General features: G+C 67.7%; 18 protein-coding genes. 8 read left to right on the top strand and 10 right to left on the bottom strand.

Features of this window, described 5'->3' with window-relative positions; genetic code table 11:
• Positions 1 to 10 precede the first annotated feature (10 nt).
• Positions 11 to 688: a heavy metal response regulator transcription factor gene (locus tag AC3G88_RS11160; RefSeq protein WP_092598032.1), complete on the bottom strand. Its 678-nt coding sequence runs from the start codon at positions 686 to 688 to the stop codon at positions 11 to 13.
• A gap of 216 nt (positions 689 to 904) precedes the next feature.
• On the opposite strand from AC3G88_RS11160, the gene AC3G88_RS11155 reads away from it, so the two are divergent.
• From AC3G88_RS11155 to AC3G88_RS11135, 5 genes are all read left to right on the top strand, one after another.
• Positions 905 to 1,396 (top strand): hypothetical protein, encoded by a 492-nt coding sequence (locus tag AC3G88_RS11155; RefSeq protein WP_488772451.1) that lies wholly within the window; start codon positions 905 to 907, stop codon positions 1,394 to 1,396.
• A 152-nt stretch (positions 1,397 to 1,548) separates the two neighbouring features.
• On the top strand, positions 1,549 to 1,914 hold the full coding sequence (locus tag AC3G88_RS11150; protein ID WP_488772452.1) for a hypothetical protein: 366 nt from the start codon (positions 1,549 to 1,551) through the stop codon (positions 1,912 to 1,914).
• Positions 1,915 to 1,926: 12 nt separating this feature from the next.
• Positions 1,927 to 3,375 carry a TolC family protein gene (locus tag AC3G88_RS11145; protein ID WP_488893391.1) on the top strand — a complete coding sequence of 483 codons (1,449 nt, stop codon included), beginning with the start codon at positions 1,927 to 1,929 and terminating at the stop codon, positions 3,373 to 3,375.
• A 2-nt stretch (positions 3,376 to 3,377) separates the two neighbouring features.
• Positions 3,378 to 4,691 carry a multicopper oxidase family protein gene (locus AC3G88_RS11140; protein ID WP_488772454.1) on the top strand — a complete coding sequence of 438 codons (1,314 nt, stop codon included), beginning with the start codon at positions 3,378 to 3,380 and terminating at the stop codon, positions 4,689 to 4,691.
• Between the two features lie 42 nt (positions 4,692 to 4,733).
• A complete protein-coding gene (locus AC3G88_RS11135; RefSeq protein WP_488772455.1) occupies positions 4,734 to 5,078 on the top strand; it encodes a copper-binding protein in 345 nt (114 codons plus the stop codon).
• A gap of 28 nt (positions 5,079 to 5,106) precedes the next feature.
• On the opposite strand, the gene AC3G88_RS11130 is transcribed toward AC3G88_RS11135, so the two are convergent.
• Complete coding sequence (locus AC3G88_RS11130) at positions 5,107 to 5,412, bottom strand: H-NS family nucleoid-associated regulatory protein (protein WP_488772456.1); 306 nt, start codon at positions 5,410 to 5,412, stop codon at positions 5,107 to 5,109.
• 337 nt (positions 5,413 to 5,749) lie between these two features.
• Here AC3G88_RS11130 and AC3G88_RS11125 point away from each other — a divergent pair, with 337 nt between their 5' ends.
• On the top strand, positions 5,750 to 6,010 hold the full coding sequence (locus AC3G88_RS11125; protein ID WP_153948481.1) for a copper resistance protein CopQ: 261 nt from the start codon (positions 5,750 to 5,752) through the stop codon (positions 6,008 to 6,010).
• Between the two features lie 65 nt (positions 6,011 to 6,075).
• Here AC3G88_RS11125 and AC3G88_RS11120 read toward each other — a convergent pair whose 3' ends face one another.
• Positions 6,076 to 8,142 (bottom strand): putative bifunctional diguanylate cyclase/phosphodiesterase, encoded by a 2,067-nt coding sequence (locus AC3G88_RS11120; protein WP_488772458.1) that lies wholly within the window; start codon positions 8,140 to 8,142, stop codon positions 6,076 to 6,078.
• Positions 8,143 to 8,501: 359 nt separating this feature from the next.
• On the opposite strand from AC3G88_RS11120, the gene AC3G88_RS11115 reads away from it, so the two are divergent.
• A complete protein-coding gene (locus tag AC3G88_RS11115; protein WP_488772459.1) occupies positions 8,502 to 8,684 on the top strand; it encodes a glycine zipper 2TM domain-containing protein in 183 nt (60 codons plus the stop codon).
• A gap of 283 nt (positions 8,685 to 8,967) precedes the next feature.
• Here the strand turns inward: AC3G88_RS11115 and AC3G88_RS11110 are convergent, their stop codons facing one another.
• The 7 genes from AC3G88_RS11110 to AC3G88_RS11080 form a co-directional block, all read right to left on the bottom strand.
• Positions 8,968 to 10,140 carry an acyl-CoA dehydrogenase family protein gene (locus AC3G88_RS11110; RefSeq protein WP_488772461.1) on the bottom strand — a complete coding sequence of 391 codons (1,173 nt, stop codon included), beginning with the start codon at positions 10,138 to 10,140 and terminating at the stop codon, positions 8,968 to 8,970.
• Positions 10,141 to 10,150: 10 nt separating this feature from the next.
• A complete protein-coding gene (locus AC3G88_RS11105; RefSeq protein WP_488772462.1) occupies positions 10,151 to 11,134 on the bottom strand; it encodes a Bug family tripartite tricarboxylate transporter substrate binding protein in 984 nt (327 codons plus the stop codon).
• A 63-nt stretch (positions 11,135 to 11,197) separates the two neighbouring features.
• Complete coding sequence (locus tag AC3G88_RS11100; protein ID WP_488772463.1) at positions 11,198 to 11,608, bottom strand: cupin domain-containing protein; 411 nt, start codon at positions 11,606 to 11,608, stop codon at positions 11,198 to 11,200.
• 199 nt (positions 11,609 to 11,807) lie between these two features.
• Positions 11,808 to 12,806 (bottom strand): Bug family tripartite tricarboxylate transporter substrate binding protein, encoded by a 999-nt coding sequence (locus AC3G88_RS11095; RefSeq protein ID WP_488772465.1) that lies wholly within the window; start codon positions 12,804 to 12,806, stop codon positions 11,808 to 11,810.
• Between the two features lie 57 nt (positions 12,807 to 12,863).
• On the bottom strand, positions 12,864 to 15,329 hold the full coding sequence (locus AC3G88_RS11090; RefSeq protein WP_488772466.1) for a CaiB/BaiF CoA-transferase family protein: 2,466 nt from the start codon (positions 15,327 to 15,329) through the stop codon (positions 12,864 to 12,866).
• Between the two features lie 43 nt (positions 15,330 to 15,372).
• On the bottom strand, positions 15,373 to 18,690 hold the full coding sequence (locus AC3G88_RS11085; RefSeq protein WP_488772467.1) for an acetyl-CoA carboxylase family protein: 3,318 nt from the start codon (positions 18,688 to 18,690) through the stop codon (positions 15,373 to 15,375).
• A gap of 54 nt (positions 18,691 to 18,744) precedes the next feature.
• A complete protein-coding gene (locus AC3G88_RS11080; protein WP_488772468.1) occupies positions 18,745 to 20,292 on the bottom strand; it encodes an acyl-CoA carboxylase subunit beta in 1,548 nt (515 codons plus the stop codon).
• Positions 20,293 to 20,468: 176 nt separating this feature from the next.
• On the opposite strand from AC3G88_RS11080, the gene AC3G88_RS11075 reads away from it, so the two are divergent.
• Entirely contained in the window at positions 20,469 to 22,217 is a 1,749-nt protein-coding gene (locus tag AC3G88_RS11075; RefSeq protein WP_488772469.1) for a sigma-54 interaction domain-containing protein, read from the top strand.
• The last annotated feature ends 130 nt before the right edge of the window (positions 22,218 to 22,347 follow it).

The following is a 22,347-nucleotide window of genomic DNA, read 5'->3' as shown; positions in this document are numbered from 1 at the left end:
GCTGCGACGCTCACGCTTCTTCCGACTCATCGAGCACGTAGCCCATGCCACGGCGCGTATGGATCAGCTTCTTCGGGAAAGGGTCGTCCACCTTGGCGCGCAGCCGCCGAATCGACACATCCACCACATTGGTGTTGCTGTCGAAGTTCATGTCCCACACCTGCGAGGCGATCAGCGAGCGCGACAGCACCTCGCCACGACGCCGCGCCAGCAGTTGCAGCAGCGCGAATTCCTTCGACGTCAGGTCGATCTTCTGGCCGGCACGCGTGACGCGGCGCCGGATCGTGTCGATCTGCAGGTCTGCCACTTCCATGAATTCGCTCTCGCGCAGCGGCCCCCGGCGCAGGATGGTGCGGATGCGCGCCACCAGTTCGGCGAACGCGAACGGCTTGACCATATAGTCGTCGGCGCCCAGTTCCAGACCCTTGAGACGATCCGAGAGTTCGTCGCGCGCGGTCAGGCACAGCACCGGCGTGTCCTTGTCGCGCCGCAGTTCGCGCAGAACCTGCCAGCCGTCGATGCCGGGCAGCATCACGTCCAGGACGATCAAATCGTAGTGCTGCTCGCGGGCATGGGACAGGCCGTCCACGCCGTCGCGCGCCAGGTCGGCCACGAAGCCGGACTCCGTCAGGCCCTTGAGCAGGTAATCGCCGGCCTTTGGTTCGTCTTCGACAATCAGGATACGCATGGGGATTCACTTCCGGGCGCCGGCTCGTCGCCGGTGCCGCCTGTTCGGTTTATTGCAGAACCTAGACACTATCCGAGGTTAGACGCATTTTGTGGAACATTGCAGGAATGTCATCGTCAATCGGCGAAATCCTGCCTTCAAACACAGTACAATGCCCGCTGCCCCGATTGTGGCAGCCTGCCGCGTCCCTGACCGGGCAGGTCTAGTCAAATTCTGATGAAACGTCTGATCGCCAGCTTCCTGTTGTGTCTTGCCATGTTCGCGTTGCCCATCCAGGGCGCCGCGGCAGCAGTCATGATGATCTGCAGCGTCACGCAAGCCGCGGGCCTGTCGATGCCGGAACGCCATGCCGCTATCAAGGCGGAGGCTGAATCCGAGGCGGTGCTGGTGATGGACCAGTCGGGCCAGATGGGCCAGACGGACCACGCGCACTGCCACCAGGCCGGCATGAGCGACGACGCCGATATGCCAGTGTGGCACGACGCGCCGCCTGCCGGTGCCACGCCTGACCAGCCGACCAACCATGCGCACCATGCCGCAGGACACTGCAGCGCGTGCGGTGCCTGCGCAGCCAGCGCCATGTTGCTGCCGGAAATCCCCCTCGTGGCGTTGCAACACCGCCGCCATGCCCTGCCGCTGGCCACGCCGGCCAGCTTTGCCAGCCAGCTTCCGCTGCCTGCCGACCGGCCGCCTGCCCGTCGCTGCTGACACCCGAGGTGCGTCCTTCGCACGCTCGTCCCCGCGCCTGACCGGCGCCGAGGGCGCGGCCGACTGACTCGTCCGCGCCAATCCACCCCTGTATTTGCCTGCCGCACGGCCTGAACCGCCGCGTGCGGCCGATCAAGATTCAAGAGGTTGTCATGCCCGCCGTGCGTACCGTCGCCGTGGCCTGGCTGCTGACGCTTGCCCCGGTCCTTGCCGTGGCCCAGGCGTCGGCGCCTGCCGTCCATCCGGCCCACCCGCCCGATCTGCCCGATCCCCTGAACGCTGCCGCACCCGTGCCGGCCTTGCCCGACATCGCGCCGATGGCCGGTTACGTCCCCTACCAGAGCCCCAAGGTCTCGTCCTGGCGCCAGTCGAATGCCGATGTCACACCAGGCGCCACGCCGGCGGCCGACCCGCATGCCGGCCACCACATGCCGCAGGGCACCACTGCCGCGCCGGCATCCGCACCGGCGGCAGGCCAGGCCGACCGTAGTGGCCATGCCGGCCATCACGCGCACTGACGGAGCCCAGCCATGATGAATGCAATTTTTCGTCGCGCTGCAGTGCCGCTGACCGCCGCGATCGTGCTCACCGGGTGTGCGGGTTTTGCGCCCGACGGCGGCTTCGGCCCGGTCGCCGACACCGCGCGCGACAGGCTGGCCAAGGACGCCGTCTGGGCGCGCAGCGATGCCGACAGCAGTGCATTGCGCGACCGCACGCGCGAGCTTCTGGCGAAACCGCTAGATGCCGATGCCGCCATCCAGGTCGCACTGCTCAACAACGCCGGGCTGCAGGCCCAGTACGCCGACCTGGGCATTGCCGAGGCCGATTACGTGCAGGCCACGCGCCTGCCGAACCCCGGTTTCTCGTTCAGCCGCAAGACGTCGGGCGACGAACTCAAGATCGACCGGGCTGTCACCATCGGCCTCATGAACCTGCTGGCGCTGCCCTTTGCCGCCCGCATCGAGGAAGGCCGCTTTGCGCAGACGCGCCTGGCCGTGGCCGATGCCACACTGCGCCGCGCCGAAGCCACCCGTCGTGCCTGGGTACAGGCCGTTGCCGCCGAGCAGGCCGCCCGCTATGCCGATCAGGTACGCCGGGCCGCCGAAACCGGCGCGCTGTTCGCGCGCGATCTGGCCCGCGCCGGCAACGTCAGCGCCCTCGACCATGCCCGCGAGCAAGCCTTCTACGCCGATGCCGCAGCGCAGCTGGCGCGCGCCCGCGAACGGGCGCTGTCGGCACGCGAACAGCTGACGCGCGAACTGGGGCTGTGGGGTGCCGACATCGCCTATACGCTGCCGGACCGCCTGCCCGACCTGCCCAGGGCGCGTCCGGCCATGCAGGACCTGGAAGGCTATGCGATTTCGCAGCGTCTTGACCTGCAGGCCGGTCGTCTGCAACTGGACAGTTTGTCGCGCTCGCTCGGCCTGACCCGCGCCACGCGCTTCATCAGCGTGCTGGACGTCAGCTATCTCCATAATTCGGAGACCAGCCGGCCGCGCGAAACGGGCTACGGCATCGACATCGAGGTGCCGCTGTTCGACTGGGGCGGGGCCCGGGTGGCCCGCGCCGAAGCCGTCTACATGCAGGCGGCGGCGCGGCTGGCCGAACAGGCGATCAACGCCCGGTCGATGGTGCGCGAGACCTACGCTGGCTACCAGGCGCGCTACGACATCGCCCTGCACTATCGCGACGAAGTGGTGCCGCTGCGCAAGCGCATCGTCGATGAAAGCCTGCTGCGCTACAACGGCATGCTGGTCAGCGTGTTCGAACTGCTGACCGACGCGCGCGAGCAGGTCAACGCCGTGAACGGCTATCTCGATGCGCAGCGCGACTTCTGGCTGGCCGACGCCGACCTGCGCGGCGCGCTGGGCGGCCGCCTACCCGACGCCGCAGCCGCGCCCCCAGTGGCCCCCACATCGGCCCCCACAGCGGCCCCCAAAGCGGCCACCCCTGCCGCCACGACCCCACAAGGACAATGACAATGGTTTCCCGACGCAATTTCCTGGGACAATCGGCGGCGGCCATGCTCGGCACGGCAATGGTGTCGCGCGCCGGCGCCGCCGCCCTGCCCGAGGCCCCGCTGCAGCACAGCGCCACCACCCAGCCGCCGCTTGCGCCCGCCAGCGGCCGGCCCTATCAGCCCGTGGTCACGCTCAACGGCTGGACGCTGCCCTGGCGCATGCGCAACGGCTGGAAGGAATTCCATCTGGTGGCCGAACCAGTCGAACGCGAGATGGCGCCCGGCATGACCGCCCACCTGTGGGGCTACAACGGCCAGAGTCCAGGACCGACGATCGAATGCGTGGAAGGCGACCGTGTTCGCATCTTCGTCACCAACAAGCTGCCGGAACACACCACCGTGCACTGGCACGGCGTGCTGCTGCCGGCGGGCATGGACGGCGTGGGCGGGTTGTCGCAGCCGCATATCCCGCCCGGCAAGACGTTCGTCTACGAGTTCGAGATGCGCCATGCGGGCACCTTCATGTACCACCCGCATTCCGACGAGATGGTGCAGATGGCCATGGGCATGATGGGCTTTATCGTCGTGCACCCGCGCGACGCCGCCGCCCAGCGCGTGGACCGCGATTTCGTGTTCCTGATCGCCGCCTACGACATCGACCCCGGCTCGTACACGCCGCGCGTGGCCGAGATGTCCGATTTCAACATGTGGACGTGGAACAGCCGGGTGTTTCCCGGCATCGACGTGCTGCCCGTGCGTCTGGGCGACCGCGTGCGCATCCGCATGGGCAACCTGACCATGACCAACCACCCGATCCACCTGCACGGCCACCGCTTCGAGGTAACGGGCACCGACGGCGGATGGGTCCCGCCGTCGGCGCGCTGGCCGGAAGTGACCACCGATGTCGCGGTGGGCCAGATGCGCGTCATCGAGTTCGTGGCCGACAACCCGGGCGACTGGGCGTTCCACTGCCACAAGTCGCACCACACGATGAACGCGATGGGCCACAACCTGCCCACGATGATCGGCGTAAAGCAGAAGGACCTGGCCAGCCGCATGAATGCGCTGGTGCCCGACTACATGCCGATGGGGCAGGCGGGCATGGCCGACATGGGCAGCATGGAGATGCCGCTGCCGGAGAACACGCTGCCGATGATGAGCGGCCAGGGCCCGTTTGGCCCCATCGAGATGGGCGGCATGTTCACCACGCTCAAGGTGCGTGCGGGCATGGCAGCCAATGACTACCGCGATCCAGGCTGGTATCGGCATCCCAGGGGCACCGTGGCATTTGAATACACCGAACCCGTGGCGCAGGCGCCGCGCCGTACGCGATAGACGCTCTACCGCATCGACCGAAGGACAGCAATGAAAAACACGATGGCAACCGCAATGCTGCTGGCCCTGTTGGCCGGGGCATCCCCCGCTGCGATGGCGTTGACGGCCGGTGCGCCCGACGCGCCCGACGCGCCGGTGGCAGCCGCCACGGCGCAGGCGCCGTTACCCGAAGTGGACGGCGAAATCCGCAAGGTCGATGCCGAGGCCGGCAAGCTGACGATACGTCACGGGCCGATCGGCAACCTCGACATGGGTGCGATGACGATGATTTTTCGGGTGAAGGACCCGGCGATGCTCACGCGGGTGCAGGCGGGCGACAAGGTGCGGTTCACCGTCGACCGTGTCGACGGGCTGCTGACGGTGACCTCGCTGGCCGTCGTGCAGTAACCGGCAGCCAATATCGGACGTGCGCGCCTCAGTCGACGCGGTAGAAGTCGATCGATTGTCCGGCGTTGACGGCGCGCTGCAGCCAGTCCGGATACTCGCCGACGCCGTCCCAGGTCTGACCCATCGCGTTGCGATACATCGCGCGCGGCGCGGCGGCGCCCGCCACCGGCGGCTGGGCGTCGGGGGCGGATGGCGCCACATCGGCGCCATCATCGGTGTCGGCATCGGTAAAGCAGCCTGCTTCGACGAGATGGTCGAACGTCAGGCCATGGTGATCCATCTGCTCGCGGATCCATGCCACCGCGGCTTGTTTGGCTGCATCAGACTCGGACATGACTTATCGTGCGCGCCCGCCACCTTGCGGGCGGGCTGGAGAATTCGAAGGGGGGAGCGGTCCGGGCAGGAAATCCGGCGGACCAGCACGGATTCTACAGCTTGTTGGCGCGGCTCCCGCGGAATCCGCCGATTACCGCCGGAATGTTGCATTCGCCGCGCAGGGTTCGACAGTGCCCATGGCGCCGCGCGGCGCGCGAACGAATGACGAATCTGTCATGCGTTGGTCATGTTGGCGTGGCTACCCGGCTTATAGACTGCAAGCCAAGGTCGCATGACGACCGGTACAAACCACCGACACACCGAACTGCCTCCATCCTCGAATCCAAGGAATCCACATGCTCAAGAAAGCCCTGCTCTATACCGCCCTCGCCACTACGCTGGCCGGTGCCGCCACCATGGTCAACGCCGCGCCGCGCAGCGCAGACCCTTACACCGACGGCGCACGTGTCACCAACCGTGATGGCATCGTCGAACGCGTGGGTGCCCGCGACGTGTACACCGATGGCGCCCGCGACGTGCGCGATGCGCGCAACCCGTTCGTCGATGGCGCCCATGATGTGCGCGACGCACGCAGCCCGTACACGGACGGTGCCTGATCCACGCCATGGCCCGCTCGGGCCAGATCCGGGCTGATACGGCCCGAACCGCCAGGCGGCGGCGCTTACCGCGTCGCCGCCTGGCTCATGAATTGCGCGGCGGGCACCGGCCGGCCCAACAGGTAACCCTGCAGCGCATCGCACCCCAGCCCCGCCAGGAACGACTGCTGCGCGGCGGTCTCCACCCCTTCCGCCACCACCTGCAGGTTCAGCGTACGGCCCAGCGCAACGATGGCCGACACGATGGCCGCATCTTCCGAATCCTCCGCCAGGTCGCGCACAAAGCCGCGATCGATCTTCAGTTCGCTGGCCGGAATGCGCTTCAGGTGCAGCAGGCTCGAATAGCCGGTACCGAAGTCGTCGATGGCAATGCGCACGCCCATGTCGTCGAGCTGCGTCATGATCGCGAGCGTTTCTTCCACATCACGCATGGCCGTGCTTTCGGTGATTTCCAGCGTCAGGCTTGCGGCCGGGATGCCGTGGCGCTTCAGCGCATCGGACACGGTCTCGATCATCCCCGCGTGACAGAACTGCAACGCCGACAGGTTCACCGCCATCGACCAGTCCACATGACCGTGGGCACGCCAGGCGGCCAGCTGGCGGCAGGCCTCGTTCAGCACCCATTTGCCGATCGGCACGATGGCGCCGGTTTTTTCGGCCAGCCCGATGAACTGGTCGGGCATCAGCAGGCCGTGTACCGGGTGCTGCCAGCGCAATAGCGCCTCGGCCCCCACCAGGCGGCTGTCCGTTGCCGCGAACTTGGGCTGGTAGTGCAGTTCGAGCTGGCCCGTGCGCACCACGCCGCGCAGGTCCTGGATCAGCGACTGCTGGACGCGCGCCTGGTGGTTCATCGACCGTTCGAAGAAGCAGTACGCGTTGCGGCCCGACGCCTTGGCGTGGTACATCGCGGCATCGGCGTTGGTCATCAGCGTGTCCTGGTCGGCGCCGTCGGCCGGATAGAGCGCGATGCCGATGCTGCCCGACACATGCAGCGCATGGCCGGCCACGTGCGCCGGCTCGCGCAGCGCCTCGATCAGCTGCTCGGCCATCACACCGGCGTCGGCCGGTTCGTCGACCCTGGCCAGCACGACGAATTCGTCGCCGCCCACGCGCGAGATGGTGTCCTCGGAACGGGCGGACGCGCGCAGGCGCCCGGCAATCTCCACCAGCAGGCTGTCGCCCATCTGATGGCCGTAGGTGTCGTTGACGCCCTTGAATCCGTCCAGGTCCACGAACAGCACCGCAAATGTGCCGGGCTGCCGGGTGGCTGCCTGGATGGCCTGCTGAAAACGGTCTTCCAGCAGCACGCGGTTGGGCAGGTGCGTCAGCTTGTCGTGCAGGGCCAGGAATTCAAGCTCCTTGTTGGCCACGCCTAGCGCGTCCGCCAGCACGGCCGTCCGCATTTCCAGGCGCATGTCGAGCACCGAGGTAATCAGCGCCACGGCCAGCACGCATACGGTGACGACCAGGATCGGCAGGGCCAGCGCCCCGCTGTCCACGCCCGAGCCCGCCGCGCCGCAGATGCTGCCCAGCGGAAACCGCGCCGCCGCCATGCCCGTGTAGTGCATGGCGGCGATCGCCCCGCCCATGACCAGCGCGGCGCCGAACCGCAATTGATGCACGCGCGGCATGCTGCGCCGCAGGCGGAAGGCAATCCACAGGGCCGCGCCCGAAGCCGCCACGGCAATCCCGATCGACAGCAGGAACAGCCAGGGGTCGTAATCGATACCGGGCTGCATGCGCAGGGCCGCCATGCCCGTGTAGTGCATGCTGGAGACAGCCGCGCCCAGCGCCAGCGCCCCCAGCGCCAGGCGCCTGCGCGGCAGGTACTCCTGGCTGACCAGGCGCAGCGCGAATGCCGACGCCAGCACGGCAATCAGCAAGGACGCCCCGGTGATGGACACGTCGTACCCGAGCGGAATCGGCAGGCTGAAGGCAAGCATGCCGATGAAATGCATCGACCAGATGCCCAGCCCCATGGCCACGGCACCGCCGGCCAGCCACATCCGCGCGTAACGGCCACGGGCGGCGGTGGAAATGCGGCCCGCCATGTCGAGCGCCGTATACGACGCCAGCACGGCAACCAGCACGGAAATCAGGACGAGGGAGGCGTCGAAACGGGGCGACATCATGGCAGCGGGTGACGGGGCAGTGGCTTGCGGCAGGCCGCCATTCTGAAGGGTCAGGCGTGCCCGGCGTGAAATTTCCGGCACCGCCAACGGTTATCGGTCGTTTCAGCCCAGACTGAAGCGGGGGATTGTGCATCAGCCCGCTTGCGGCCGCTACACGCACCCCATGGTTTCGTACGTTTGCACGGTTGACACGCCTTGCAGGCCCCCTGTTGCGACCGTCCGACAAATTCCTACAGTGCAATCAGCGCCCGCCGGAAAGGCTCGACGGCGGCCCGGACCTATCCTTGAGGCGTGATGAACGACAGACGCCGCCGCGCCACAACAGCAGGAACCGCGTGGCGCCAACGTAGGGGAACATCATGTGGAAGCGAATCACAGGCGTGATCGCCTTCGGCGCGTGCTGCTGGGCCCTGTCGGGCTGCACGGCAACCGGCGCGGTGGCAGGCGGTGTGGTGGGCCATGAGGCCACGCACGGCAGCACGGCCGGAACGGTCGGTGGCGCCGTGGTGGGTGGCGTGATTGGCCACGAGCTTGGCAAGTGATTGACGATTTCCGCGGTCTGGATGGCGGGCAGGGTCATCCAGATTTGCGCGGCATGGGCTCTTAGATGGGAAGAACATGCCGCCGCGCGCCGCGCCATGAGCATCGGCCTAGGTGCTTTTCAACGATGATTGGACGTTTTCATCGCTGAAAGGCAGCGTGGCACTCAACGGTGTCAGATCCTCACGGATCGTCATGGCGCGGCAGCGGGAAACCTGCACTGAAAATGGCCCCGGATCTTCACAGGTCCGGGGCCTTTTCCTTTTTCCTTTTCCTTTTTCGGCTTCAGTACGACTTCGGCAGCCCCAGCACGCGCTCCGCGATATGGCACATGATCAGCTGGGCGCTGACCGGCGCGATGCGCGGGATATAGGACTCCCGCAGGTAGCGTTCCACGTGGTACTCCCGCGCATAGCCCATCCCGCCCAGCGTCAGCACGGCCGTCTGGCACGCCTGGTGCGCCGCTTCCGCCGCCAGATACTTGGCCGCGTTGGCTTCTGCACCGCACGGCTTGCCCTGATCGTAGAGCCAGGCCGCCTTCCACACCATCATGTCAGCCGCCTCCAGCGCCATCCAGGCTTGCGCCAGCGGATGCTGGATGCCCTGGTTCTGGCCGATCGGCCGGCCGAACACGGTGCGCTCCCGGGCATAACGCGTGGCGGCTTCCAGCGCGGCACGGCCGAGCCCCACGGCCTCGGCCGCGATCAGGATGCGTTCGGGATTCAGCCCGTGCAGGATGTACTCGAAGCCCCTGCCCTCCTCGCCGATGCGGTCTTCGGCCGGCACCATCAGACCGTCGATGAACAGCATGTTCGAATCGACCGCGCCGCGCCCCATCTTGTCGATCTCGCGCACTTCGATGTGGTTGCGGTCCAGCGTCGTATAGAACAGGCTCAGGCCTTGCGTGGGCTTGCTCACGGCGTCCAGCGGCGTGGTGCGCGCCAGCAGCAGCATGCGCGTGGCCACCTGCGCCGTGGAAATCCAGATCTTGCGGCCATCCACGCGGTAGGCGCTGCCGTCGGCGGTACGCACGGCCTGCGTCTTCAGGTGCGTGGTGTCCAGCCCCGCATCGGGCTCGGTCACCGCAAAGCAGGCCTTGTCGCGGCCTTCGATCAGCGGCGGCAACGCGGCCGCCTGCTGGGCCTCGTTGCCGAATACCACCACCGGGTTCAGGCCGAACACATTCATGTGGATGGCCGACGCGCCGGAGAATCCCGCCCCCGACGCCGACACCGTCTGCATGATCAGTGCCGCCTCGGTGATGCCCAGCCCCGCACCGCCGAATCGCTCGGGCATGGCGATGCCCAGCCAGCCCGCCCCGGCCATGGCCTGGTGGAACGCTTCGGGGAACCGGTGTTCGCGGTCCAGTTCGGCCCAGTACTCCGGGCCGAAGTCGCTGCACAACTGCGTCACGGCATCGACGATGGCGTTCTGCTCGGGTGTCCTTTCGAAATTCATCCGGTGCTCCTTATTCCGGCTGGATGCCCGCGTCCTTGACAAGCCTGTTCCACTTCACCAGTTCGCTGCCGACAAAGGCCGTGAACTGCTGCGGGGTCTGGCCGAACGCCTCGAAGCCCAGCGCCTCGAACTTCGGTGCCACCTCCTTGCTGGCGGCGATCTTCGACAATTCGCGGTTCAACCGCTCGACAACCGGCTGCGGCGTCCTTGCCGGCGCGAATACGCCGTTCCAGGACGTGATGTCGAAACCCTTCAGCTCCGGCGTGTCGGCAATCGGCGGCAGGTCGGGCAGCAGGCGGCTGCGCTGCGCGGTGGTCACGGCCAGCGCGCGCATCTTGCCGGCCTTGACGTTGGCGATGCCGGCCGCCACATCGACGAACATCATCGGCACCTGGCCAGCAATGACGTCGGTCATGGCCGGCGGCGTGCTCTTGTAGGGCACGTGCAACAGGTCGATGTTGGCCATGCGGCCCAGCGTGGCCCCGGACACGATGCCGGTGCTGTTGCCGCTGGCGTATGACATGCCCGGATGGGCCTTGGCGTAGGCAATCAGGTCGCCCACGGTCTTCACCGGCAGCTTCGGATTGATGACCAGCATGAACGGCAGATTGCCCATGCGTGCCACCGGCGTGAAATCCTTGATCGGGTCGTAGGGCAGCTTCTTCATCAACGACGGGTTGGCCGAATGCGTGGTGTTCGTCGTCATGAACAGCGTGTAGCCGTCGGGGGCGGCCTGCGCCACCAGTTCGGCCGCAATCGCGCCGTTGGCGCCGGGCCGGTTGTCGACCACCACGTTCTGGCCCAGCGCGTCGCCCAGTTCCTTGGCCGTGATGCGCGCCACGGCGTCAGTACCGCTGCCCGCGGCAAATGGCACGACCAGCCGGATCGGCCGGCTTGGATAAGTGTCGGCTGCCTGCGCGGCCAGCGGCAGCGCCGTCGCGGGTAGCGCCAGCATGGCGGCGACAAGCGTGCGCCGCACGCGGAAATTCGGCATGGTGATCTCCTCCAGGGTGTTGGGCGGCTGCAAGGCCTTTGATGGTCCAGCCGACTGCGATATTCAGGCCGGACGAATCACGCGATCCGGTGATTCCTCGTAAGGTGGCGCATAGATCACCAGCAGCTTCACGGGCTCGTCACTGATCACCGTGAACACATGCATGGCATCGGCCGGAAAGAAGCAGCAGTCTCCCGGCCCCAGTTCGCGCGCCTGGCCATTGACCTCGGCCCGCGCACGCCCTTCCAGCACGTAGCAGACCTGCTCGATGCCCGGGTGCGCGTGCGGCAGCGCGCCCTTGCCCCGCTCGATGGTGCCGTGGATGACTTCGAGTTGCGTGGCGCCCACATTTTCGCGGCCGATGATGCGACGGTTCAGGGTGCCGACATGGTTGGCCGGGTGATAGCCGGCAACCTCTTCGGTGCGAACAAAATAGCAAGGAGCCGCCTGATCGGCGGCGGACGATGCGGTCATGGGTGGGCTGTCTCCAAATGATGGCGCCATGGCGGCGTCGGACCGGATGGTCGGCGCTCCGTTTTCATGTTTATGAAACCGATTTTATGCCCATGAAAAACGACGTCAACTAGGGATTGGTACCGATGGCCCGCGAAAGCGTCACATCGAGACGTGACCGGGATGCACCCAGCCACGCCGCGCAGCACCGCTCCGTCGATCAATCCAGCGTGATGTTCTCCTTCTGGATCACCGCATCCCAGCTCACTTCTTCTTTCTCGACCCGCCTGGCGAAGTTCTCCGGGTCCACCATCACCACATCGCCCTGCTGGCTCAGCGCCGCCTTGGCCTTTTCGTCTTCCAGCACGCCGCGCGTGGCCGCGTGCAGTTTCTGGACGATCGGCTGCGGGGTGCCGGCCGGTGCCAGCAGGCCGATCCAGAACGTGGAATTGAACGGCTTGAGGCCAGCCTCTTCGACGGTCGGCACGTCAGGCAACTGCGTCATGCGCCGCGTGGAGCTGACGGCAATGGGCTTGAGCTTGCCGGCCTTGATCTGCGGCAGCGCGGTCCAGGTATCGAAAGCCGTATCGAGCTCGCCGCTGATCACCGCCATTTCCGCCTGGGCGGCGGACTTGTACGGCACATGGGTGGTGTTGATCCGGGCCCGGTTGTTCAGCATCGCAAAGCTCAGGTGGGCGATGTTGCCGGGGCCCGCCGAGCCGTAGCTGATCTTTCCCGGATGTTGCGACGCGTAGCGGACCAGGTCGGGCACCGTGGCCACGGCGTGCTTCTGCGACCATTCGGGATTGGTCACCAGGATGAACGGCGCCTCCAGCACCAGCGTGACCGGCGCCAGGTCGCGGGCCTTGTAGCTGGCCTTCTTGTAGATATGCGGATTGATGGTGACGCTGCTGGAATTGGTCACCAGCAGCGTGTAGCCGTCGGGCGCCGCGCGCGCCGCCTCGCCCACGCCGATCAGGCCGTTCGCGCCGGCCTTGTTCTCCACCACCACCGGCTGCCCCAGCGATCTGGTCAGCCGTTCCGACAGCACGCGTGCCACGGTGTCGGTGAACGATCCGGCCGGGAACGGCACGATCATGCGGATCGGCTTGTTCGGCCAGTTGCCGGCCTGGCTGCCCTGTGCGGCAGCGGTGCCGGGCAGCCCCACGGCCAGCAGGCATCCCATTGCCATGGCGGCGGTCAGTGCGCGTCGGTTCATGTTGTCTCCTTGTCGTATTGGTCTTGGAATCTGGCGTTTCCTGCCCAGGACATCGGGCTAGGCCGATGTCCCGGCGCCCTTGGGCCGGGCGGTCTGTCCGGTGATGCCCCGACGCGCCAGCGCCTCGCGCTGTTCGGCGCCGAGCCCCAGCACGCTGGCCAGCACCTGGTCGGTGTGCTGCCCCAGCGTGGGCGACACCCGGCGAATCGGCGCGGGACCGTCGATGCCACGGAACCAGCTGGTGCTGGCGGCATAGCGCCCGACGTAGGGCCGCTCCACCTCGCACCAGAAGCCGCGCGCGTGCAGATGGCGGTCCTGCAGCACCTGCCACATGGGCTTGACCGCGCCGGCGGCCACGCCGGCCTGCTGAAGCTGCTGCATGGCGTCGTCGGGCTCGCGCGTCGCACACCAGGCGGCAATGGCCGCGTCGATGCGGTCATGCTGCGCGCGCCGGCCGGCCGCATCGGCCAGCGCCGTGTCTTCGGCCAGGTCAACGCGGCCGATCACCTGGCATAGCGCAGGCCACTGGGCATCGGTCACGCTCACGACAATCCAGCCGTCGTCGCCCGCGCAGCGGTAGCAGTCGTGCGGCGCGGCCATCGGATGGCGATTACCCTGGCGCGGTGCCACGCGGCCCGATACCGACTGCTCGATCATGTACGGCGCGGTCAGCGCCAGCATGGCCTCCACCTGGGACAGGTTCAGATGCCGCCCCTTGCCCGTGGCCCGCTGGGCGAACAGCGCCACCAGCAGCGCCGCGCCGGCGTTCAGCCCGCCAATCGGATCGCCGTAGGCGTACGACGTCATGGCCGGCGGACCCTCGGGGTGGCCCGTGTAGCACGGCAGGCCGCTGGCCTGTTCCAGCGTGCCACCATAGGCGCGCGTGTTGCTCCACGCGTTGCCCAGACCGAAGGCCGGCATCGACACCATCACCAGCCGGTCATTGCGGGCGCGCAGCGTGTCGTAGGTCAGGCCGAGCTTGGGCAGCACCTCGGCCGAGTAGTTTTCGATCACCGCGTCGGCGTGCGCCACCAGATCCAGCAACAGCGCCTTGCCTTCGGGCTGCGTCAGGTCCAGCGTGATGCCGAGCTTGTTGCGGTTCATCATGTTGAAGTTCGAGTTCTTCTCGTACAGCCTGTCCCGGTAGAACTCGTCGGTGAAATTCGCGCCGCGCCACCAGTCCGGATAGCCCGTGCTTTCCACCTTGATGACCTCCGCGCCCAGATCGGCCAGCGTCCGCGTGGCCAGCGGCCCCGCCCAGCCCATGGTCAGGTCGATGACGCGGATGCCCTCCAGCGGCAAGCGCCCGGCGGGCGCTGCGGCCAGAGCCTGCCGCGGATGATGATCGAGACCCGCATGCCGATAGCGCGCGGTATCCGCGCTCAGCACCGGCGCCTTGCCGCCGGGCAGCGGCCCGGCATCGTCGAGCCGCAGCGGCACCACGGGGCCCTCGAACGTCACGCCTTCCAGTTCCACCGGGACGAACGCGCCACGCTCGCGATGCACGGCCTGCCCCAGCAGCGTCGCCATGCTGGGCACCACCACGGCCGGGTGTTTCTTGTCGCCCAGCAGCGCGAACCATTCTTCGGCCGTCCGCCCGCGCAGCGCCGGCTTCAGGAATGCGTCGATCTCGTCGGCCACCAGCATGCGCTCTGGCCCGCTGGCAAAGCGCGGATCGCTGCCAAGTTCGGGACGCCCGATCGCCTCGCACAGCGCCTTCCACTGCGGCAAGGTATGCGTGAAGATGCCGATCCACCCATCGGCGGTCTCGTAGATGCCACCCGGATGCGTGCCGCAGAAGCGGTTCACGCCCATGCGGCGCAGCGGGTGGCGCTTGTCCTGCACCATCCCCGCTTCCATCTCCACCACGCTGAAGATGCACTCGTGCAGGCTCAGCACATAACGCCGGCTACCCTGGCCGGTGCCGAGCAGCGCCCCGACTGCCGCCGAAAATGCGCTCAGGCCCACCACGATGCCCGTCTGCACGTCGTGCGGCATATGCGGTGGGCCTTCCACCGGCCCGCTGCCATGTACGGCTCCCGCCAGCCCCCGGCAGACCGCCTCGGTCCCCGCGAACCGGCTGTATGGGCCGCTTTCGCCGAACCACGTCAGCGCGATGTCGATGGGCACATGGCCGTGGGCGTCGCCCGGCGCCCGCCACACCGGCCGCTCAAGCACGGCGATGCCTGCATCAAGCGCCCGCGCATCGAGCACGACATCGCACGTGCGGGCCAACTGCGCCAGCCAGGCGTCGTCCTCGGCGCCGCCCGTGGCGACGACACTGCGCTTGTTCGTATTGAGCCACGCAAACAGTGCGCTCTCGGGCTGCCCGCCGCCGGGGGGGTCGATCAACGGCGGCATGCGCCGCCAGGCATCGCCGGCCGCCTCTTCCACCTTGATGACCTCGGCGCCAAAATCGGCAAACAGCTTGCCCGCGTAGGCCAGCGCCGGCCCGGTACCGATTTCCAGCACGCGCAATCCCCCCAGCGCCAGTTGCGCCGGATCTGGACCATTCCTGGTCATGAATGTCTCCTGATTTTTGGGTTCCGAACGTCCACGGGGGCGCTCACCAGGCGTCCACGAAGCCGCGGCGCGCGCGGCGGCCGCGCAGTTCCGCCGACGCAATGCCCTGGGCGATCCATTTGCGCGTGTCGGCCGGATCGACCACCGCGTCGATTTCCACCGCCGCCGCCGTGTTGATCGCGTGGCCGCGCTCGTACGATTGCGCCACCAGCCGGTCGAACAACGCCTTGCGCTCCGGGCCATCGGGCACCGCTTCCAGTTCCTTCTTGAAGCCCAGCCGTACCGCGCCCTCCAGCCCCATCGGCCCGAACTCGCCGGTCGGCCAAGAGATCGTGAAGTTCGCCGAGCGAAAGCCGCCGCCCGCCATGGCCATCGCGCCCAGGCCATAGCCCTTGCGCAGCGTCACGGCCAGCAGCGCCACGCGCAGCTTGGCCGCCGTCAGGAACATGCGCGATACGTGGCGTACCTGCGCACGGGCCTCGACATCGGGGCCCACCATGAACCCCGGGGTGTCGATCAGCGAGACGATCGGCAGGCCATGCGCGTCGCACAGCTGCATGAAGCGCGACGCCTTGTCGGCCGCATCGGCGTCGATGGCCCCGCCCAGGTGGTACGGGTTGTTGGCCATGATGCCCACCGGCTGGCCTTCCACGCGCGCCAGCGCCGTATGGATGCCCGCGCCAAAGCCGCCGCGCAGCATCAGCACGCTGCCCACATCGGCAATGCCCTCGATGGCCTTGCGCGTGTCGTAGACCCGCAGGCGGTTCTCCGGCACCACGTGGCGCAGCGCCGCCGGATCGGGCGCGCTCCAGTGCGCGACGCGCCCCTGGAACATCGACAGGTAGTGCTTGGCCGCCTGCGTGGCTTCGGCCTCGTTTTCCACCAGGATGTCTATCACGCCATTGGCAAACTGCACCGGCGCGGGCCCCACATCCTCAGGCCGGAAGACGCCCAGGCCGCCGCCTTCGATCATGGCTGGCCCAGCCATGCCGATATTGGCCGACTTGTCGGCAATGATGACATCGCAGCAGCCCAGGAACGCCGCATTGCCCGCGAAGCAGCGGCCCGACACGATGCCCACCACCGGCACCTGGCCGCTCAATTCGGCAAAGGCCGCGAACGATGGCTGGTACAGGCCCGACACCGACGGAAAGTCCACATCGCCGGGCCGCCCGCCGCCGCCTTCGCCAAACAGCACCAGCGGCAGTTCGTCGCGCAGCGCCACCTCGACGATGCGGTCTGTCTTGATATGGTTGCGCTTGCCCTGCGTGCCCGCCATCACCGTGGCGTCATAGGCCATTACCGCGCTGCGGGCGCGCTCCTTGCCGACCAGATCGGCATTGACGTTGCCTATGCCGGTAATCAGGCCATCGGCCGGCGTGTTGGCGATCAGATCTTCGCGGGTGCGGCGGCTTGCCTGGGCGGCCAGCGCCAGCGCGCCATATTCGACAAAGCTGTCGGCATCGCACAGGTCGGCGATGTTCTCGCGGGCGGTGCGCTGGCCACGCGAGCGGCGCCGCGCCACGGCATCGGGACGCGCGGCGTCATGCAGAAGGGCGTGCCGGTCCAGCACGCGCTGCAGATCGGCGCGGATGGCGTTGGCATCGTGCGCCTGCGCGGTGTCGGCCGCCACGCCCTCGGCATCGGCGGCTTCCAGCACGATCAGTATCTGGTTCTCGGCCGCCAGCGCGTTCTTCTCCAGGCGCAGGTCCACCACACGGCCTGCGCACTCGGCCACGATCGCGTGCTCCATCTTCATGGCGTCGAGCACGGCCACGGTCTGGCCGGGCTTGACCAGCGCGTTCAGTTCGACGGCGATATCCACCACGCGGCCCGTCAGCGGCGCGCGGATCGCAACAAGCCCTTCGTCGACCTGTTCCTCGGGCCCCGCCGCATGCGCCAGCCCGTGGACCGGCGGACGTGTCGTGCCGCCCAGCAGCGCGTCCTGCGCGCGGCCCGCGTCGGCAATCTGTTCTGCGGCGGCGGCCAGCTCGGGCAGGATGGCCTCGAAATGGCGCGTGTGGACGGCCTGGGTCCGGAATTCGTCCCGCTGCACCAGCGCGCGCAGCAGGTTCAGGTTGGTCGGCACGCCACCGATACGGAATTCGGCCAGCGCGCGCTGCAGGCGGCGCAGCACCGCGCCGAAGTCCGGCGCGCCACTGCTGACGATCAGCTTGGCCAGCAGCGTGTCGAAATTCGGCGACGGCTCGTAGCCGGTGTAGGCATGGGTATCGACGCGGACATCGGGCCCGGTCGGCGGGTCGAATCGCTCCAGGCGGCCGTGCGCCGGGCGCGCCAGGCCGTTGGCATCGGTCATCTCGGCGTTGACGCGCACCTGGATCGCAAAGCCGCGCGGTTGCGGCGGCGCGGCCGGGTCCAGCCCCAGGTCGCCCAGCGTGCGCCCGGCTGCCAGCCCGATCTGCAGCGCCACCAGATCCACGCCGGTGACCTGCTCGGTGATCGTATGCTCCACCTGCAGGCGCGGATTGGCCTCGATAAAGACGAAGTCCTTCTGATCGCCCGCGTCGTTTTCCTCGACCAGGAACTCGAACGTCCCCAGGCTGGCATAGCGCACCCGGCGTGCCAGCCGCAGCGCGGCCTTGATGATGGCCTCGCGCAGATGAGGCTTGAGCACCGGGCTTGGCGCAATCTCCACCAGTTTCTGGAGGCGGCGCTGCAGCGTGCAGTCGCGCTCGCCCAGCGCCACCACGTCGATGCCATCGCCGGCAATCTGCACTTCGATATGGCGCGCCCGCGCCACCAGCCGCTCCGCGTACAGCGCGTCGATGCCGAATGCCGACGCCGCCTCCGAGCGGCAGCGCGCATAGGCTTCGGCCACGTCTTCGCGCCGGCGCACCACCCGCATGCCGCGCCCGCCGCCGCCGCCCACCGCCTTGATGACCACGCCGGCCGCGCCCTGCGCATCAAAGAAGGCCGTGATCTCTTCCAGCGTTGCACCGCCATGCGTGGCCGGCATCACCGGCACATCGCTCTGCACGGCCAGTTCCAGCGCCCGGCCCTTGTCGCCGAAGATCGCCAGATGCTCGACGTCGGGGCCGATAAACCGGATGCCGGCCGCCGCGCACGCCTGCGCAAAGTCTGCGCGCTCGCTCAGGAAGCCATAGCCCGGGTGGACGGCATCGCAGCCAGTGGCCTTGGCCGCGGCGACGATGCCCGCGATGTCGATGTAGGCGGCCGGACCCGCGCCATCGAGCGCCACGGCCTCGTCGGCCAGCACGCGATGCAGCGCGCTGACGTCGTCCTGCGCATAGACCGCCACGGTGCCGATATCCAGATCCCGCGCGGCCCGCAAAATACGCAGGGCAATCTCGCCCCGGTTTGCAATCAGCAGCTTCTTCAAGTCTCTCTCCTGTGTTGTTCTGATGTTCTGGTGTCTTGTGTCGGGGGTGCCGGCTCAGGGCCGCACGCCAAAGCGGCTGACGCCGGGCTCGCGTAGCGGCGCGGCAACGGTGGCGAATTCGCACAGCAGCGCGCGGGTATCGCGCGGATCGATGATGTCTTCGATCACGAACGCCTCGGCGCTACGGAACGGCGACGTCAGGCTGCGCACGCGCTGTTCGATCTCGGCGCGCTTCTGCACGGGGTCGTCCGCGCCCTCGATCTCGGCCTTGTAAGCCACTTCGAGGCCCCCCTCTATCGGCAAGGCCCCCCAGTTGGCCGACGGCCACGCGTAGCGGAAATTGAACCGGCCCATGTGCTGATGCCCGGCCGCCGCCACGCCATAGGCGCGCCGCACGATGACCGAACACCAGGGTACCGTGGCCTGGTAGACGGCGGCCAGCGCCCGCACGCCGTAGCGCATGATCCCGGCCTGCTCGGCCTCCGGCCCGACCTGGAAGCCCGCCGTATCCACCAGGTGCACGACCGGCAGATGGAAGGTCTGCGCCAGATCGACAAAGCGGGTGAATTTCTCGGCGGTGTCGCTATCCCAGTTGCCGCCGTGCCAGCCCGGGTCGCTGGCAATCACGGCCACCGGCCAGCCATCGAGCCGGGCCAGCCCCGTGACGATGGCCCGTCCCCACTGCTTGCCGGTCTCGAAAAACGATCCGGCATCGACCAGTGTTTCCAGGATCGGCCGGATCTGGTATGCGGCACGCGCGTCGCGCGGAATGGCCGCCAGCAGCCAGTCGTCGCGCCGCGACGGGCTATCGCGTGTTTCCGTCCGGGGCGGCAGGTCATACACCGAGGCCGGCAGGTACGACAGGAACTGCCGGGCACGCGCAAAGGCCTGCTGCTCGGTGGCCACCTCGTCGTCCACCACGCCATTGCGGGTGTGGATCTGGCTGCCGCCCAGCTCGTTCTTGCCGATGTCCTGGCCGGCTTGCGCCACCAGCGGCGGCCCTTCGCTGAACAGTTGCGAGGTCTCCTTGACCATCACCGAATAGTGGCTGGCCGCCACGCGCGCCGCGCCCATGCCCGCCACCGAGCCCAGCGCCAGCGACACCACGGGCACAGTGGCCATGTTTTCCACCACGTACTGCCACACCTTCATGGTCGGAATCAGCGTGTGGCCCTTGATCTCGATATTGCGCACCGAGCCGCCACCGCCCGTGCCGTCCACCAGCCGGATCATCGGCAGCCGCAGGTCGTGGGCCATTTTTTCGGCATGGATCAGCTTGTCGCCGGGCGCGCCGTCGTTGGCCCCGCCGCGCACCGTGAAATCGTCGCCCACCAGCACCACGGGGCGGCCGTCCACCTGCGCGCGGCCCATGACCAGGTTCGACGGAATCAAGTCGATCAGCCGACCGTTGCTGTCATAGCGGCCGCTGCCGCTCAGGCCGCCCACCTCGCGGAACGACCCCGGATCGGCAATCGCATCGACCCGCTCGCGCACTGTCAGCTTGCCCGCCGCCTTGTGGCGCTCCACCTTGCTGTCCCCGCCCATGCGGGCGGCCAGCCGCCGCCGCCAGGCAAGTTCGTCCACTTCAGGCTGCCAACTCACGTGTCTGTCTCCGACTGTCTTTCTTGTGTTGATGCGAAGACACTCCGCACAAGTCGTGCCAGATTTCAGGCACTTGTTCCAGCCTTGATTACATTGAGAATTCCGTATGACACCGTTAAGATGTCCGTGACAAATACATCAAAGTGTCCACAACGAGGACACAACAGGAGACACGCGTGTCCACGGAGACAACACAGGCGACGGTCGCCAAGCGCGATCCGCTTCCGGATGCCGCGTTCCTTGGGGCGCTGGTATGCCAGGGCGATGGCGACCCCGTGGCAGCCTTCGGCGTCTGTGCCGATCCCGCCGTGGCGCACGCGGCGCGGGTTGCCCGGGCAAACGCCGACCCGGCAAGCGGTCGGCGACTGTTTCCGGTGGAAGTCGGCCCGGCGCGCTACATCGGCTTGTCGCTCGAAGACGCCGATCGCCACCTGATCCTGCTGCATCGTGCCGACCCCCAGGCCACGCTGTTCGATTTCCTGGGCACCGTGCCGTTTGCCGATGCCATCCTCGACCACTTCCTGAACGATCCCTACCAGGCCATCACTGTGGTCGACCACGCGGGGCTGGTGCGCTATATCAGCCCGGTCCACGAGAAATTTCTGAGCCTGGCCCCAGGGGCAGGCATCGGGCGCGCGGCGGCCGAGGTGATTCCGAACTCGCGGCTGCCGCAGGTGGTCAGCAGCGGCAAGGCCGAAATCGGCCAGCTGCAGCAGCTGAATCACACCACCCGGGTGGTCAACCGCATTCCGATCCGCCAGCACGGCGAAGTGGTGGGCGCCATCGGCCAGGTGATGTTCAAGGGGCCGGACGAGCTGCTGCGGCTGCACAAGGAACTGGTGACGCTGCGTTCGGAGGTGGCACGCTACCAGCGCGAAGTGGAGGGCCTGCGCGAACGCCAGTCGAATATGGGCCTGATCGGCGAAAGCGCGCCGATGCAGCGTCTGCGCCGCGAAATCCAGACCGTGGCCCGGCTGGACGTGCCCGTGCTGATCCTGGGCGAAAGCGGCACCGGCAAGGAACTGGTGGCACGCGCCATCCACGGCACCGGCCACGACGACCCTGCCGCGGACCGCCCGCTGGTCAGCCTGAACCTGGCCGCCCTGCCCGCCACGCTGATCGAATCCGAACTGTTCGGCCACGCCCCCGGCGCCTTCACCGGCAGCAAGCGCCAGGGCCAGGCCGGCAAGCTCGAACTGGCGGCCGGCGGTACGGTATTCCTCGATGAAGTGGCCGATATTCCGATGGAAATGCAGGTGAAACTGCTGCGCGTGCTGGAAGACCACATGGTCGAACGGCTAGGCAGCGGACGCGCCCGCAAGGTGGATTTCCGCCTGGTATCGGCCACCAATCGCGATATCCCCGAACTGATCGACGCCGGCAGATTCCGCCTGGACCTGTATTACCGGCTCAGCGGCGTGGTGCTGCGCATTCCCGCACTACGGCAACGGCGCGAGGACATTCCGGCCCTGCTGCAGCATTTTGTCGAAGCCTTCTGCACGCGCAATGGCATGCCTGCGCCCCGGATCGAGCATGATGTGGCACGGTATCTGGCCGGGCAGCGATGGCCGGGCAATGTCCGACAGCTACGGCAACGCGTGGAAGAGGCGCTGGTGTTTTGCGATGGCCGCGCGCTGAAGGTGGCGGACTTTGCGCGGGGGGACGCGGCGCGGGGTACGGTGGTGGCGCAGGATATGCCGGAGGCATCTGCATTCGGCACACCGTTGTCCGGCGCCCCCGCCGTCAGCGATGGCGTGGCCTTCGGCATACCGCCGGCGGACACCGGGGGCGGCATGAGCGGGCTGGCCTATGCGGCGGTGCTCGATGCCATCGCCCGCCACGGCGGCAACAAGAAACGCGCGGCAGCGCAATTGCAGATATCGCGGTCGCACCTGTACAAGATTCTCGAGCGCGGCGGGCGGTAGGACCAGCGTTGCCACGCACGCCAGAAGCGCCACAGGTCAACGTCTGCATCCTCCGACTCTGATCAACACTGGCGCAAATCTGTGGCAATAGACTGAAAGCGGCGCGCCGTTCGCCCCCACGGCCGCCCTT

Source organism: Cupriavidus sp. 86D6 (assembly GCF_057815095.1).
Note: the sequence above shows the minus strand (reverse complement) of the source record. Positions and strands in the feature narration are given on the sequence as shown.